The sequence below is a fragment of the Rhodospirillaceae bacterium genome (genome assembly GCA_016722635.1).
Taxonomy (GTDB): Bacteria; Pseudomonadota; Alphaproteobacteria; order JAEUKQ01; family JAEUKQ01; genus JAEUKQ01.
Map to the genome: position 1 here is coordinate 45,835 of JADKIX010000003.1, position 16,195 is coordinate 62,029.

Here is a 16,195-nt window from a genome sequence, read left to right on the forward strand (position 1 = left end):
GGAGTACCATGTCACCAGTTAATCAACCTAACAATTTAGTGCCGAATCCAACAGCGCCACAAAAACCTTCAGAAAAGAAGCCTTCCTCTTTCGGCTCTTTCTTAAAAACACTTATTTATGCCGTATTGATTGCATTGGTTATTAGGACTTTTGCTTACGAACCTTTTAATATTCCCACGAAATCTATGGTGCCAACCTTATTGGATGGGGATTACGTTTTTGTATCTAAATTCGCTTACGGATATAGTGGATTCTCCTTGCCTTTTTTCAGCTTGCCCGTGGAAGGCAGGTTGTTTGGGTCAATACCGGAAAGGGGTGACGTTGTCGTGTTCCGTTTGCCTAAAGATGGCAAAACCGATTACATCAAACGATTGGTGGGATTACCAGGCGATGAGATTCAGGTCAAGCAAGGGTTGCTGTATATCAATGGACAGCCTGTGAAAAGGGAAAAAATTGAGGATTATGTTGAAACATATAGGCCTGGAGTCACAGCGGCATTTACCCAGTATATTGAAACATTTCCCAATGGCAACCAACATCGGATCATTGAAGTAAGCGATAACCATGGTTCGGCCTCAGATCCGTTAGTACCGTTACCCTATAACACGGCAGATAACACCCCGGTTTATAAGGTACCTGCTGGTCATTATTTCATGATGGGGGATAATCGTGATAACTCAGCAGATAGCAGGGTTTTATCGCAGGTAGGTTTTGTTCCTTATCGCAATTTGATAGGGAAAGCACAGCTCCGGTTCTTTTCCTTGAGAGATGCGGCTAGTATTTGGCAAATATGGTTATGGCCCAGTAAGGTCAGAACCGAACGTTTATTCACGGTCATTCATTAAGGATAAGGTGGATAAAGAACTTGGGCGAGTTGGGCGGGATTAATACACTTCTATCGGCTACGCAAATTAATCATTTGAAAGAAATTTCAGGGGTTGATATAACGCAAGCTCGCTTGTTAAGCCATGCCTTAACCCATAGCAGTATGGGGGAAAAAGATAATGAAAGGTTAGAATTTCTTGGCGACCGGGTGCTTGGCCTGGTTATCGCTGAATATCTCTATCATAAAAAGCCCCAAGAGGAAGAGGGGCATATGGCAAAAAGATTTGCAAGGTTAGTCAGTAAAGACATCTTAGCCGAGGTGGCAATAAAAATCGGCTTAGATGATATTGTTATTATTTCTAAATCTGAAGAAAATACTGGCGGTCGAACTAACTCAACGATCTTGGCTGATTGCTGTGAGGCTGTTATTGCCGCATTATATATAGAATTTGGTTGGAACACAGCAAGGCATTTTATCATGAATCATTGGAAAGATTATTTGATGATTGATCAGCCCCCGCCGCGCGATCCAAAAACAATTTTGCAGGAATGGGCCCAAGCAAAAGGGTTGGCATTACCCCAGTATCAAATTTTATCCCAATCAGGCCCATCTCACCAACCTTTATTTGAGGTTGCGGTACATATTCCAGGTTACCAGATGGGCAGGGGCAGCGGTTCTTCTAAAAAACTTGCAGAACGTCAAGCTGCCGAAAACTTTATTGAGATAGTGGGGTGGTCTAAACGGACTGATGATAATGATTAAACCCAGTTAAATCTAAGAAGTGTTTTCTACCCGGATAATTTGAGACTATTAACAGGCAAAACAAACGAAAAAAATTCGCTTGAGAAAGAAAAATATTTATGACAGAGACTCCAAGTCAACGTTGCGGTTTTATAGCGATTATGGGTGCCCCCAATGCGGGGAAATCAACTTTGCTTAACCGGTTTGTGGGACAAAAAATATCGATTGTTTCCCCCCGCGTTCAAACAACACGCACCCGGGTTTTGGGCATTTGGATGAAAAATGAGGTGCAGTTGGTTTTTATTGACACACCCGGCGTGTTTGACGCTAAAAAAGAATTTGAAAAAAATATGGTACAAAATGCGTGGCAAGGCCAGCAAGGGGTTGATGTCACCATTGTTTTGGTCGATTGTTCGCGGGCAAAATCGATTGAAGAAACCATGCTGATTATCAAAAAACTTGGAAAGCAAACCCCTGTTGTTTGCGTCTTGAATAAGATTGATTTAATTGAGCGGGGAAAATTATTGGAATTAGCACAGAAATTATGGGATAAGAAAATTTTTGAACAAGTTTTCATGATTTCTGCAGCCGAAGGGGACGGGGTTGATAAATTGGTGGAATATTTAATTGAACAAGCACCCGAACAACCGTGGCATTTCCCCAGTGATCAGGTTTCCGATTTATCTTTGCGGTTACTGGCTGCAGAAATTACCAGAGAACAATTATTTAGGCAATTACACGAAGAAATCCCTCATGAATCTGTTGTAAAACCTGAAACCTGGCAAGAAAAACCAAATGGTGAATTCATCGTCCACCAAATTATCTATGTTTTAAGAGAGGGCCAGAAAGCCATCATCATTGGAGAAAACGGCACCAAAATCCGCTCGATTCGTCAATCAGCCCAGCATCAAATGGAAGAACTTTTGCAGGCAAAAGTTCATTTGTATATCAAGGTTGAAGTTTATCCAAAATGGCGGGAAGACAAAAAATTGCTGGCTTTGGTGGGCTTTACTTCCGTATAAAATTTCCTAAGTTAAATAAAACCGCCGCAACCAAGATGCTGCGGCGGTTTGCAGGTTTAACAATTGAGTATTCTTTATTGACGATTGATGCGGCCTTCGGTTTTAGGCGCAATCGCTGGAGAATCTATCAATAACATTTCAATGTATTCTACCAGCGCATCTTCCAAATTCATCCCATTATCTGAGGGATTAATGGCTTTTTCTTTAAATACAGAGAAACCGTCGCCGCCGATGCGTAAAAAATCGTTGGTCGTCACTTGGTAAACGATGTTGTTTTGAAGAGGGGTAAATTTTCCATCCACTTGCCTAACTTGAACATCTAGAATACGGCTGCCAACCGGTTTTTTAGGATCCCAACTATAGCGTAACCCGCTAACTTGCAAGAAACGGCCTGTACCTTCATTGGTATTGGTTTCCGCGCGGCTAACGCCATTTTCTAAGGCTAAACGGATGTCACTGCCTTTTAACCCAAATACCGATATGTTATTAGAAAAAGGCAGAACTTCAAGGATTTGACCCAAATTGATTTTACCCTGAGGTATGCTTGTTCTAATACCTCCACCATTTTGGAATGCAATTTGTGTTTTTTGTTTTCTTGTTGCATAAAGCAAGGCATCGCTAATCAAATTCCCCAAATTACATTCTTCATAACGGCAAACATCCCGGTTACCTATAAGTTCGACACTCGTGATACCAACTTCTTTCTGACGGAAAACTTGCAAGGGTTCTGCCAATTTGGCAACCATGGCCGCCAATTGTTGATCTTGCGGGATTTTGCTGTCAAGTAAAACAGTATCCCCTTTCCAACTGATCGGAACGCCTTTCTCATTAAAGGTAACTTCCAAATCACCAAAATAAATTCCAGCATAATATGATTGCACAACCAGCACTGGATCACCGGAGGGGCGTTTCACCACAATCGGGTAGGGGCCGCCGGCGTCTTTACCGGTATTGCTTAATAGCGTATGGCTGTGACCGCCTACATACACGTCTACCCCTTCAACAGCTGCAGCCAATTTAACATCTTCTGCTAGGCCAATGTGGGTAAGGGCAATGATTTTATTAACCCCTTGCGATTGAAGGATTTTGACTTCGCGCTCCAAAGAGTTTCTTAAATTCTCAAAAGCAACATTCGGCCCTGGGCTTGCTAAAATCGCTGTTTCTTCGGTAATTAAGCCGATAACGCCAATTTTTTCCCCTTGTTTGGTAATAACAGTTGAACGGGAAATGTAAGGCTTGAGGGTGGGTTCTTTATCCGTGTTGATATTTGCAACAACCAATTTTAAATTTTCGCTGTTTTTCAAGAATTCTACTAACTCTGGTACGCCGTTATCAAATTCGTGATTGCCCAAAGTTACTGCATCATATTGGATGTAATTGATAAAAGGCCATAAAGCGGCACTTTTATAATACGTGTAAAAAAGACTTCCTTGAAATGAATCACCGGCATTTAAAACGATAACAGCCTGATTGGCTTTTTGTTGACGGATTTGGTTAATAAAACTGGCGATTCTTGCATATCCACCAAAACATTTTTGGGCTTCCGCATCTTTGGGGGTGCAATTCGAACCGCTCATCGTTACCTGGTCTACACGCGCATGTAGATCATTGTGATGAAGGATTGTTAATGTGTAATTAGAAGTGGGGGTTTGGGCATTTGCTATCAAAGAACTGGCAAAAAATGGTAATAAACTACCAATTGTAAATCGGCGAATCATGGCCAATATACTCCTTATAAATGGTTGATAAATTAATGGCAGGGGTGTTTATAAAAAAAGTTTCAACTATAGTATGCAAGCTCTTATCATATTGCGGATCAGTTAGGCAACCATTACCCACATTAAAATAGATATTTTTTATTCCGCATGTGAGCAAAAGTAAAAATCCTTAGGAAAAACTAAGAACTTAACAATTTATTGAGAATGAAATTCTTGTTTCAGAAATTGGATGATAAAGGTAACATGAACAGCTTGGGATAAAAAAATCTATTTTTATGTTACTAGAAAATACAAGAATCTGTTAGAAGGGTTAATCGATTTAAAGCCTTTAATAAATAATGACATTAGGTGTTTTCAAGTATGGAATGGACCAGTCAAGGAGTTGTGCTTTCTTCCAAAGATTATGGCAATGGCCAAGTCATATTAAGCATTTTTACAGAGCAACATGGCCGCTGCCAAGGGCTTGTATATGGAGGGCGAAGCCAAAATAACCGGGCGGCGATACAAACGGGCAATTTCGTTCATGCCACTTGGAAGTCCAGGCTTGAGGATCAATTGGGCTATTTTAGCTTAGAGTTATTAAAGGATAATAGTATCTATCTTATTCACAACCCTTGGTCATCCTACATTATAACAGCAGCGACCGAGATAGTTTATAGGGTGCTTCCAGATCGGCAGACGCACCCCAAAACCTATCATGCTTTTTGTGCTTTATTGGAGGATTTGGATAATGGTTTTTGCCAAATTATTTCCCATTACATCCAGTGGGAAATAGTTTTATTGTCAGATATAGGGTTCGGGTTGGATTTGTCCTGTTGTGCGGTGACTGGCCAAAAAGATGATTTGAAGTATGTTTCCCCTAAATCTGGACGCGCTGTAGGGAGGGAAGCCAGTACAGCTTGGCAGGAACGGTTGCTGGCTTTACCTGATTTTTTAACTTCAGCAACTTCTGAAGGTAAAACCCAGTCTTTTAAAGAACTTCTACAGGGGCTTGAATTAACAGGGTTTTTTCTTGAAAAATATGCCTTATCAGAATTAACTTCTATACCAAAACTGCAAGCCAGGGAAAGATTGATAACGATGATTCGTTCGCGGCATAAAGCCACTACAGCGGTTGATTTTGTAGGAACAGGGTTGCACTAAATGACAAAATTGTTTGGACCACGCCAAATAGCTGTGATTGGGGCTGGATATGCAGGATTATGTGTCGCCAATTACCTGAAACGGGATGGGCATCAAGTAACGATCTTTACTTCACCTGAAATTGTTGCAAACCAAACCCAAATTATTTCGGGTATTGCTGGTATAGCCCCTGAATCTTCTTTTATGTTGGTTCAAGGTTTTTTGCGAAATTTTTTATTAGGTTTAAAAGGGTCGCAAGGAACTTGGGCAACGAAATGGCCTTATTTCCTTAGAAATGTTAAAGCGGCGGCTGCCATAACGCGAATGGCTAAAAAATCGAAATGGCCCGAGCAGATTAAAAATTCAGGGAAGTTATTGAAATTAACCTATCAGTCCTATAATGAGTTGCTGGGTGAGGAAATAACCAGCCGGATTTTTTTTGAAACCGGTGGCCTGATCCTTAATGATCATTTGCATGACAACCATAAATTTCAATTTGTTAGTCAATTGTTGCAAGAATGTGGCGTAGAACATGAGTATCTGGAACCGTCTACCCTTCAAGATTTTGATTCGCATTTGCCAAAAAAGGTTATCGCTGGAATGTATTTTCCACAAATTGCTTCCGTACCCGATCAGAATTTGTTGTTGCGGGTTTTGCAGCAGCAATTTTTACAGGCAGGGGGAATTATTGAAAGGCAGCTTGTGAAAGGCTTCACTATGGAAGCCCTGGGGCCATCGCATGTGATTGCCGAACAAGGAAATTATCCGGTTGATGCTGTAGTTTTAGCAACCGGGGTTTGGTCCAAAAGTTTTTTAAAGGAACTTGGCTACAATCTGCCTCTTCTTCTTAACCGCACCTATCATTTAAATTTTTATGAACCAGCGATTAATCTAAAAATCCCAAGCTTTTTTCCTGCTGACGATCTTTGGATGATTCCTTCTGACATGGGTCTCAAATGTGTTGGAGGAAAAGAATGGACAAGCCTACATACCCCCCCCAATTTTCGCCGGACAATGTGGTTGCAGCAAAAGATCCAAGAAAAATTTCCGGCAATCAATATTAATAACCACGCAGAATCAATTGAATATCAGGCAGTTTTACCAGATGCTTTGCCTTTGATCAGTAATTCATCCATTCACCGGAATGTCTTTTTCTCACTTGGCTATGACCATATGGGAATTAGTTTTGCAGCCATTGCTGGACGGATTATACGTGATTTAGTTGCCGATCGTGATCCAGGCTTTGATATTGCTGATTATTCTGCTGACCGTTTTGAGTAAGGTAATTTAACAACCCAATATTTGATCTTTAAAGGCGTAGCATTTTATGGCATCTCAAGAAAATACAGAACCCCTATCTTCAGATCATCTTTCTCGTGCTTCCATTCAGTCCGTCCAATTAGTTCCTGCCTTAAGCCAACGCTATCTAGCATATGCTTTGTCCACAATCATGTCGCGGTCATTGCCCGATGTTCGGGATGGGTTGAAACCGGTTCACCGGCGATTAATTTATGCGATGAAACAACTGCAACTTCAACCGGAAACTAACCCTAAAAAATCAGCCCGGGTGGTTGGCGATGTTATTGGTAAATATCATCCCCATGGTGATACCGCGATTTATGAAGCCATGGTCCGGTTAGCGCAAGATTTCGCCCAACGGTATCCTTTGGTTGATGGCCAGGGAAATTTCGGTAATATTGATGGGGATAATCCGGCGGCCATGCGCTATACGGAGGTTCGGTTGACGGAAGTCGCCATGTTGATGCTGGAAGGTATTGATGAAGATGCTGTTGATTTTAGGTTTACCTATGATAATGAAGGCCAAGAACCTATCATTTTGCCAGCGGCATTCCCCAATTTGTTGGCCAATGGGTCGCAGGGGATTGCGGTGGGAATGGCAACGAATATTCCGCCCCATAATGTGGCAGAAATTTGTGATGCGCTCGTATTGCTCATCAAAAATCCCCAAACGACGAATGCAGAAGTCTTAAAAATCATTCAAGGTCCTGACTTTCCGACTGGAGGGGTTTTACTGGAAACCAAAGAAAACCTTAATAAGATTTACGAACAAGGCAAAGGTTCCGTGCGTTTGCGGGCGCAGTGGCAGACAGAAAAACTTAAAAGCGGCCAATGGCAGGCAGTCGTTACCGAGATACCTTATCAAATTCATAAATCAAAGTTAATTGAGCAAATTGCAGAGCAAATTGATCATAAAAAGTTGCCGCTTCTGGATACAGTTAGGGATGAATCAACCACTGATATCCGCATTGTCTTAGAGCCCAAAAGCCGTAATACAGAACCTGATATTTTGATGGAACATCTGTTCCGTCAAACGGATCTTGAAATTAAATATTCGTTGAATATGAACTTGCTAAATGCGGAGAATGTTCCAGGAATCATGTCTCTCCAGGAAATCCTGCAAGCATATTTGACCCATCGTCAGCAAGTGTTGACCCGTTGCAGCCAGTTTCGGTTATCGGCAGTTAATAACCGGTTGCATATTGTAGAGGGGTTACTAAAGGTATATTTAAATCTGGATGAATTAATCCGCTTGATCCGGGAAGAAGATCACCCGCATCAAGCTATTATAAAAAAATGGCATTTGACGGATGTACAAGCTGAATCCATCCTTAATATGCGCTTAAGGTCATTGCGGAAACTAGAGCAATTTGAAATTGAGCAGGAATTTCAAAAATTAACCGAGGAAAAGAGTAAACTGAATATTCTTTTGAAGGATACCTCGTTGCAATGGCAGTATATAGGCCAAGAAATTGCAGGATTAAAAAAAAGGTTCAGTAAAAATACCCCCCTCGGGAAAAGGCGTACCCAAATATCTAATCCGTCTCATAGGAGCGACAAATTAGAAGCGATCGATATTAGCCTGCCCTCAGAACCAATGACTATTTTCTATTCAGCGAAAGGATGGATCAGATCTTATAAAGGCAGCTACCTGAATTCCGAGGATATTAAACACAAAGAAGGCGACGAGGCTTATTTAAGCGTAGCAGCCGGAAGCAATGACCAATTATTGCTTTTTTCGGATCAAGGCCGTGCGTATTCATTAGATGCAAAAGCTTTGCCGGGGGGCAGGGGATTTGGTGAGCCGTTACGTTTGATGATTGACCTGCCGCAAGATCAAAACATTATTGCCATGACCGCCTATCAGCCCGACAGCAAGATTTTACTGGTTTCTGAACAGGCAAAAGCTTTTATCATTCAACAGTCGGATGCCTTGGCCCAAACAAAAAACGGCAAGCAAATTTTTCAGCCGCAAACCGATGACCGATTAAAGTTTGTGAAGCCCTTGAATCCAACAGATATAGGATTAGCCCTATTAAGTTCACAAAATAAATTGCTAATTATTTCGACAGAAGCTGTCCCTCAAATGGCCAAAGGGCAGGGGGTTATTTTACAAAAATATCTGCATGGGGCTTATTTAAAACAAATTTGTCTCTTTAACCGTCAACAAGGGCTCCCCTGTTCCATACGTCAGAAAAGCCAAATTTTGTCTGATCTAGGGAAGTGGATTGGCAAAAGAGGGTATGCGGGCGCATCGGTTGATCAGGATTTTCACTTGGGGGACATATCTGCAAAAGCCAATATATAATGTTTTGTAATCTCTTCGCCATTGTTTGAATTATTTAATAATATGCACCCAATTTATATTGCCAAAAGATTTACTTGGATATAGGTTTTAGAAAAAAAATCAGGGAGCACTTTCATTGAAAATCATCAACCGATATGTCCGTTTTATTGATTCGTTGAATGAACATATAGGGCGCTTAGCTTCATGGCTTGTTTTGGGCTGCGTATTAACCTGTTTTTTGGTGGTATTGCTAAGATATGTTTGGAATACAGGGTTTGTTTGGATGCAAGAATTGTATGTTTGGCAACATGCCTTGGTTTTCATGCTAGGTGCTGGCTATACCTTGTTACACGAACGACATGTCCGGGTTGATGTTTTCTATTCCAAATTGTCTCCGCGTGGCCAATCCTGGGTTAATCTTTTGGGAACGTTGGTTTTTTTATGGCCTTGGCTGATTATTGTTTCCTATTATGGCTGGCCTTATATTACAAGTTCTTGGCAATTATTAGAAAATTCTCCGGAAAGTGGTGGTTTACCAGGATATTTCTTATTAAAAACGGTTATATATGTTTTTTGTGGGCTGTTGTTGTTACAAAGTTTAGCAACCATTTGCCGCAGTTTGTTACTCATTGTCATGGGTCGCGAATTGCCATTGATCCGTTCTATTAAGTCAGGGCAAGAAAATGAATGAAATATTAGCGCTTGGATTATTTGCAGCGACCATCTTGGTGGTGTTGCTTGGGTTCCCAATAGCTTTTTCTCTGGCAGGAATTTCGCTGATTTTTGCCTTTATTGGCAATTTGTTGGGTCATTTTGATTTTTCTTTATTCACGGCCTTGGTATCAAGATATAGCTATCAAATGGTGAATGAAACCTTTGTAGCCGTGCCCTTGTTTATTTTTATGGGGGTGATGTTAGAGAGATCAAAAATTGCCGAGAATTTGCTGCAAACGATGGGGCAGTTATTTGGCAATTTAAGAGGAGGTTTGGGTTTATCGGTTATTATAGTTGGGGCCCTTTTAGCGGCCTCCACTGGGATTGTGGGGGCGACAGTTGTCACCATGGGATTGCTTAGCTTGCCTGCAATGTTGCGCGCTAATTACGATCCGAAATTAGCGACCGGTATTATTTGTGCCTCCGGTACTTTGGGACAAATTATTCCCCCCTCTACAGTATTAATTTTTATTGCTGATTTTATCCAGACAGCCAATTCAACAGCCCAGTCAAATAAAGGCAATTTTAATCCAGATCCGGTATCCGTTGGGGATTTATTTGTGGGTGCAATTATCCCAGGATTTGTGTTGGTTCTTTTATATATGCTGTGGGTAATATTTAAAGCCATTACCCAACCGTCTTCAGCGCCAGCTTTGGTGATGACCAGGGAAGAACGCCAACGACTTCCTTTAAGGGTTGTCAAAGCAATTATTCCACCATTGTTGCTTATTATGGCGGTATTGGGATCAATTATTATGGGTTTTGCTACCCCCACGGAATCGGCCTCGGTCGGGGCGATTGGGGCAATGCTATTATCCGCTTTGCAACGGCAATTGACCTTACCTGTATTGAAGCATGTGATGCGAGAAACCTTGAAAATTAGTTCGATGGTCTTTGTTATTTTACTTGGCGCTTCAGTTTTTTCGCTGGTTTTCCGGGGCCTTCAAGGGGAAGTGATTGTAGAAGACTTTCTATCGGCTTTGCCCGGTGGTAAGTATGGGGCTATATTTGCCGTGATGCTACTGATGTTTTTATTAGGGTTCTTTTTAGACACCTTTGAAATCATTTTTATTGTTGTACCAATTACTGCGCCAATATTATTGGCATTTGATGGGGTAAGCCCAGTCTGGTTAGGCGTTATCATGGCAGTTAACTTGCAAACAAGTTTCTTAACGCCGCCCTTTGGCTTCTCTCTTTTTTATCTGCGGGGGGTTGCACCGCCCTCGGTTAAAACGGTTGATATTTATCGAGGGATTATTCCATTTGTTGTATTGCAAATAGTGGCGATAGTGCTGTTAGTGGCATGGCCACAAACAGTTACATGGCTTCCAAATGAAATATATAAGGAAGAATTTACACCAGCGCCTGTTGATCAAAATGGTGATTTAATTTTTCCATCCGGCAGCTTGATTGAGGATAATTTGGCACCCGATTTCTAATAATATAACGGGTATTTTTTGCAATAATAAAAGCCGCAAGTAACAGGACTTGCGGCTTTTCATTAGAAAAAATAAGCAAAATCGAAATCGAATTAGTTGGGGTATTTGAAATTCAAAGAACGGGCATTAACATAGGCCTGATCACTGATTTGTGTCCAACGGCGGATATTGGTACGGAATTTAACATAAGATTCGGCAATCTTTTTCGTTTTAGCGTCACCTTTATCCAACAGGTCTTGGACAACTTCTCCGGCAGCGTTTCCAATGCCTTCTAAAACATCTTTAGGCAATTGCTTTAACTGAACGCCATGCTGACGAATTAATGTTTCAAGAGCGTCCCCGTTGCGAGCATTGAACTCAGCTAACATCAAATCATTTTCTGCGCGACAACAACTCATCACTAATTCTTGTAATCTTTTGGCAGAGCTTCAAATTTTGATTTGTTAATCATACATTCCAATCCGGCACCTGGCTCATGGAACCCCGGCCAGTAATAGAATTTGGCAACTTTATAAAAACCTAGAGCCAGGTCATTATATGGGCCAACCCATTCAGCGCCATCAATGGCACCGGATTGTAAGTTGGCAAAAATTTCTCCGCCCGGTACTGTAACAACCGTTACCCCAAGCTTCCGCAAAACATCCCCCCCTTGGCCTGGCATACGGAATTTAAGCCCCTTCATATCTTCGAGGGACTTAATTTCTTTTCTGTACCATCCAGCCATTTGTACGCCGGTATTTCCAGCTAGAAATGCGCGGATTCCAAAACTTTCATAAAGATCATCCCACAATTCTTGTCCGCCACCAAAATAAACCCAGGCATTTAACTCGGCTGCAGTTAGCCCGAAAGGTACAGCTGTAAAAAAGGCAGTGCCAAGCGATTTACTTAGATGGTAATAAGAAGCATCGTGAGCTATCTCGGCTGTACCATTAGAAACGGCATCAAAACATTGCAGGGCAGGAACCAGTTCACCGGCAGAATAAACCTTAATACTCAACCGGCCATTACTTAAATCAGTAATGCGTTTGGCTAAGCGTTCTGCACCAGTACCAAGACCCGGCAACCCTTTCGGCCAACTGGTTACCATTTTCCATTCTAATCTTGATTGGGCAATGGTAGGAGCGGATATCATGGAGACAGCCGCTACAGCTGAGGCTGCTGCAGCACCGGTTAAAATTTCGCGTCTATTTAATTTTTTCATACGTCATTCCTTTTTAATAAATTGCTGCCGTAATTATTTTTAGTCTGTCCATAAGTTATATTTTATGTGCTATAAAAGTCTATCATATAAAATCTATTTTATTTGCAGATGATTTTCAGTAATTTTTTTAAGGGTTGATTTATGGAGTGATGGTTTTTCTAAGGTTTGCCAACCATTTTTATTGCTATAAGTCTGGTGAGGGGAAAAAGAGGATTTATAATCCATATGAGGGCTGTTTTTAATAAAATAACCCAAATATAAATGTGGTTGCCCGATAGATTTGGTATAGTTGATTGCGGATAAAATAATAAAATTCCCTAAGCTTTTAGAAGGGAACCGGCAAGTATAAAAACTATAAACGGCAGACAGTCCGTCATTGACTATATCAACAATCATACACCCTATTACTTCCATTCCCCGGCAAAATTCCATTATCTTTGTGGCAACTGGTGCGTTTTCAATCCATTGACGATAACCTGCAAAAGTGATCCGTTCTATCTGGTGATGGTGTCGTTCCATTAAATAATTTTTAAAAATTTCAAAGTGTTCTATTTTTGCAATAGGTTCTAATAAAGCAAATGTAATGTCTTGATTTTTTTTCATGATGCGCCGAATGGATTTAGTCCAATTAAATTCATTGACTAAAACGCGCACAGGAACACATTCTTGGCAAGCTTCACACATAGGTTTATAGGCATGTTGGCCATTTCTACGAAATCCAAGCTGGCAAAGATTATCATATAAAGAGTGGGTGGTGTTCGGTGAGGGAGAGTTTTGAGTTAAGGAAACAACTAGATCTCTCTCCTGGCGATTAGGCAAATAAGGGCAAGGAACGGGATCACTTAATTCAATGTTATAAGAGAAAGGAAGCGGCTGATACTCTCTGCTCATTTATTCTTTTTGAAAGACGGGTAACATATTATTTTTAACAGTAGAGCTGGATTGTAATCAATTTTTACCCACTAAAACAATCTTTTAATACAAATTTTTAAGACTATAAAGTGCAGGTAATTTCAAATTTATTTTGGGCTGACAAAATTTTGCCTCGCTTTCCCTATTTTAAGCAATAAACATGATAATAAAAAACTTGCTAAAAATCTTATCAGAAGGTATCAACAGCAACATGTAGTCTAATAAAGGATTATATAAGATAAATTCACACGCAAAAATTGCCGTCACCAATTGACTGGCAATATCCGGTGTTAATCGATTGGAAGATCGTTAACTCCATTTTGCGGCGGACTAACCGGAAAGAAAGGAATCGTTATGTCTGTAACCAATGCCAATTTTACTATGCGGCAACTTTTAGAAGCGGGTGTTCACTTCGGCCACCATCGTCGCCGTTGGGACCCAAAAATGGCCCCCTATCTTTATGGGGTGCGCAATGATATCCACATCATTGATTTAACCAAGACTGTTCCTCTGTTAACCGAAGCTTTGCAAGCCATTCGTTCGGTGGTTTCAGAGGGCGGTAGATTATTGTTTGTTGGCACAAAAAAGCAAGCTTCTGAAAAAATTGCAGAAGCCGCAAAGAAGTGTGGCCAATATTATGTTAACCATCGTTGGTTGGGTGGTATGTTATCAAACTGGAAAACAATTTCCAATTCTATTAAACAACTGAAAGATTTTGAAGAAAAATTACAGGGCGATCATACCGGGTTTACCAAAAAAGAACTTCTTCATCTTACAAGGCAACGGGATAAATTAGAACGTACCTTAGGCGGAATTAAGGAAATGGGAGGACAGCCCACCATGTTATTTGTCATTGATACGATTAAAGAACATATCGCCATTTTAGAAGCCCGTAAGTTAAAAATCCCGGTTGTGGCGATCGTGGATAGCAATTCTGATCCTCGCTTGATTGATTACCCAATCCCCGGTAATGATGACGCAACCCGAGCAATTTCCCTGTATTGTGATTTGGTTAGTTCTTGCGTTCTTGAAGGGTTGGAGCAAGAAGCGGTTGCGCAAGGAAAAGATATTGGCGAGTCAGAACAAGGAATTATTGAAGATCTTTCCGTGGATGCAGAAAGCACAGCTAAAAATTCTGAAAACTCGCACGACTTCCTTAAGAAAGCCTAGGTATAAAAGGCAAGATTAGGTATCTTGCCTTTGAGTTTTTGTTAAAATATTTGCCGTTTTATATTGTGGAGATAGACAATGACAGAAATTTCACCAGCCCTGGTCAAGCAGCTTCGTGAAACAACGGGCGCGGGGATGATGGATTGCAAAAAAGCCCTTACTGAAACAAAAGGGAATTTAGAACAAGCACAGGATTGGCTTCGTAAGAAGGGCCTTTCGGCAGCAGCAAAAAAAGCAGGACGTATAGCATCTGAAGGATTAGTGGGTGTTGCGGTCGATGGCACAAAAGGGGTAGCGGTCGAAGTAAATAGTGAAACAGACTTTGTGGCGCGCAATCCTGATTTCCAAAATTTTGTTGGAAACGTCACTAAATTAGCCTTGACCAGTCCTGATATTGAAAAGTTAAAACAGGCAAAGTATCCGATGTCTAAAGATACTGTCGCAACTGTCTTAACTGGGCTGATTGCAAAAATTGGCGAAAATCTATCATTAAGGCACAGCCAATTTCTTTCAGTTAAGCAAGGGGTTGTGGCAAGTTATACTCACTTAGCGCAAACCCCCACAATGGGGAAAATCGCAGTTTTAGTAGGGGTTGAATCCAGCGGAAACCCACAAGATTTACTAGCCTTAGGAAAAAAGATTGCAATGCATATTGCAGCTGCAAAACCTGTTTCGGTTAGTTTGGACAAATTAGATCCAGCTCTTGTTGAAAGAGAAAGGGCGGTTTTACTTGATCAAGCAAAGCATGCTGGAAAATCGGGTGATATTCTAAACAAAATAGTTGAGGGCCGATTGCAGAAATTTTACGAGGACGTGGTTTTATTGGAACAGCTATTTGTTGTTGATGGCGAAACCAAAATTAAAAAACTTGTGGATGATTTGGCTGCAAAACTAAAAACCTCAGTTAAGATTACTGGCTTTATCCGCTTGGCTTTAGGGGAGGGGATTGAAAAAGAAGAGAAGGATTTTGCGGCGGAAGTTGCCACCCAGTTAAGAAGGTAAACAACTTAAAGAAAGCTTTTTAAATGGCGCCAACATTATATAAACGGGTGTTACTAAAAATTTCTGGGGAAGCCCTGATGGCAGATCGGGATTTTGGCTTGGATCCCGATACTGTAAGCCGGCTGGCAGCGGAAATAAAAACCGTTCACCTTCTGGGTGTTCAGGTTTGTTTGGTTATCGGTGGCGGCAATATATTTCGTGGGGTTGCGGGGGCTGCACAAGGGATGCAGCGCGCTTCAGCTGATTATATGGGAATGCTTGCCACCGTTATCAACGCTTTGGCTTTACAAAATGCTTTGGAGCAGATTGGCGTTCAAACGCGCGTACAGTCGGCTATTCCGATGGCAACTGTTTGCGAGCCTTATATCCGTAGGCGGGCTCAACGGCATATGGAAAAAGGACGGGTGGTAATTTTTGCGGCGGGTACCGGAAATCCTTTTTTTACCACGGATACGGCAGCAGCATTGCGAGCTTCTGAAATGGGTTGTGAAGCTTTATTCAAGGGAACCAAAGTGGATGGCGTTTATAATGCTGATCCGAAAACAAACCCGAAAGCTATTCGTTATCAGCGTTTGACTCATTTAGAAGTTTTGTCCCAAGACTTAAAGGTGATGGATGCTGCGGCGATTGCCTTAGCGCGTGAAAACAAAATCCCAATTATTGTATTTTCCATCCATCAAGCGGGGGCTTTTGCTAATGTATTGTCCGGTAAGGGTACCTATACAATAATTACGGATTAAAT

The 16,195-nt window shown here is 41.2% G+C and carries 13 protein-coding genes and 1 pseudogene; 11 read left to right on the forward strand and 3 right to left on the reverse strand.

The window, feature by feature from the left end; genetic code table 11:
• Nucleotides 1–8 precede the first annotated feature (8 nt).
• The 3 genes from lepB to era all read left to right on the forward strand — a co-directional run bounded on the left by lepB (nucleotide 9) and on the right by era (nucleotide 2,589).
• Nucleotides 9–845, forward strand: a complete 837-nt coding sequence (gene lepB / locus IPP67_00570) for a signal peptidase I (protein ID MBL0337701.1) — start codon at nucleotides 9–11, stop codon at nucleotides 843–845.
• 20 nt (nucleotides 846–865) lie between these two features.
• Nucleotides 866–1,588 (forward strand): ribonuclease III, encoded by a 723-nt coding sequence (rnc, locus tag IPP67_00575; protein ID MBL0337702.1) that lies wholly within the window; start codon nucleotides 866–868, stop codon nucleotides 1,586–1,588.
• Between the two features lie 98 nt (nucleotides 1,589–1,686).
• Nucleotides 1,687–2,589 (forward strand): GTPase Era, encoded by a 903-nt coding sequence (gene era, locus IPP67_00580; GenBank protein ID MBL0337703.1) that lies wholly within the window; start codon nucleotides 1,687–1,689, stop codon nucleotides 2,587–2,589.
• Between the two features lie 74 nt (nucleotides 2,590–2,663).
• On the opposite strand, the gene IPP67_00585 is transcribed toward era, so the two are convergent.
• Nucleotides 2,664–4,307, reverse strand: coding sequence for a 5'-nucleotidase C-terminal domain-containing protein (locus IPP67_00585; protein ID MBL0337704.1), 1,644 nt, complete (start codon nucleotides 4,305–4,307; stop codon nucleotides 2,664–2,666).
• Between the two features lie 360 nt (nucleotides 4,308–4,667).
• On the opposite strand from IPP67_00585, the gene recO reads away from it, so the two are divergent.
• From recO to IPP67_00610, 5 genes are all read left to right on the forward strand, one after another.
• Nucleotides 4,668–5,450, forward strand: coding sequence for a DNA repair protein RecO (gene recO / locus IPP67_00590; protein ID MBL0337705.1), 783 nt, complete (start codon nucleotides 4,668–4,670; stop codon nucleotides 5,448–5,450).
• Nucleotides 5,451–6,710 carry an FAD-binding oxidoreductase gene (locus tag IPP67_00595; protein ID MBL0337706.1) on the forward strand — a complete coding sequence of 420 codons (1,260 nt, stop codon included), beginning with the start codon at nucleotides 5,451–5,453 and terminating at the stop codon, nucleotides 6,708–6,710. It abuts the gene before it with no gap.
• Nucleotides 6,711–6,756: 46 nt separating this feature from the next.
• Entirely contained in the window at nucleotides 6,757–9,036 is a 2,280-nt protein-coding gene (parC, locus tag IPP67_00600) for a DNA topoisomerase IV subunit A (protein ID MBL0337707.1), read from the forward strand.
• A 154-nt stretch (nucleotides 9,037–9,190) separates the two neighbouring features.
• Nucleotides 9,191–9,706: a TRAP transporter small permease subunit gene (locus tag IPP67_00605; protein ID MBL0337708.1), complete on the forward strand. Its 516-nt coding sequence runs from the start codon at nucleotides 9,191–9,193 to the stop codon at nucleotides 9,704–9,706.
• Nucleotides 9,699–11,168, forward strand: a complete 1,470-nt coding sequence (locus IPP67_00610) for a TRAP transporter large permease subunit (protein ID MBL0337709.1) — start codon at nucleotides 9,699–9,701, stop codon at nucleotides 11,166–11,168. The genes IPP67_00605 and IPP67_00610 overlap by 8 nt, the downstream gene beginning before the upstream one ends.
• A gap of 92 nt (nucleotides 11,169–11,260) precedes the next feature.
• On the opposite strand, the pseudogene dctP reads toward IPP67_00610, so the two are convergent.
• A pseudogene (dctP, locus tag IPP67_00615) lies at nucleotides 11,261–12,369 on the reverse strand (TRAP transporter substrate-binding protein DctP).
• A 93-nt stretch (nucleotides 12,370–12,462) separates the two neighbouring features.
• Complete coding sequence (locus IPP67_00620) at nucleotides 12,463–13,260, reverse strand: arginyltransferase (protein ID MBL0337710.1); 798 nt, start codon at nucleotides 13,258–13,260, stop codon at nucleotides 12,463–12,465.
• Between the two features lie 402 nt (nucleotides 13,261–13,662).
• On the opposite strand from IPP67_00620, the gene rpsB reads away from it, so the two are divergent.
• The 3 genes from rpsB (at nucleotide 13,663) to IPP67_00635 (ending at nucleotide 16,193) form a co-directional block, all read left to right on the forward strand.
• Nucleotides 13,663–14,451, forward strand: a complete 789-nt coding sequence (rpsB, locus tag IPP67_00625; protein MBL0337711.1) for a 30S ribosomal protein S2 — start codon at nucleotides 13,663–13,665, stop codon at nucleotides 14,449–14,451.
• Nucleotides 14,452–14,529: 78 nt separating this feature from the next.
• The gene (locus IPP67_00630; GenBank protein ID MBL0337712.1) at nucleotides 14,530–15,453 is read left to right on the forward strand and encodes an elongation factor Ts; all 924 of its coding nucleotides are present in this window, start codon (nucleotides 14,530–14,532) and stop codon (nucleotides 15,451–15,453) included.
• Between the two features lie 23 nt (nucleotides 15,454–15,476).
• Nucleotides 15,477–16,193 carry a UMP kinase gene (locus tag IPP67_00635; GenBank protein MBL0337713.1) on the forward strand — a complete coding sequence of 239 codons (717 nt, stop codon included), beginning with the start codon at nucleotides 15,477–15,479 and terminating at the stop codon, nucleotides 16,191–16,193.
• The last annotated feature ends 2 nt before the right edge of the window (nucleotides 16,194–16,195 follow it).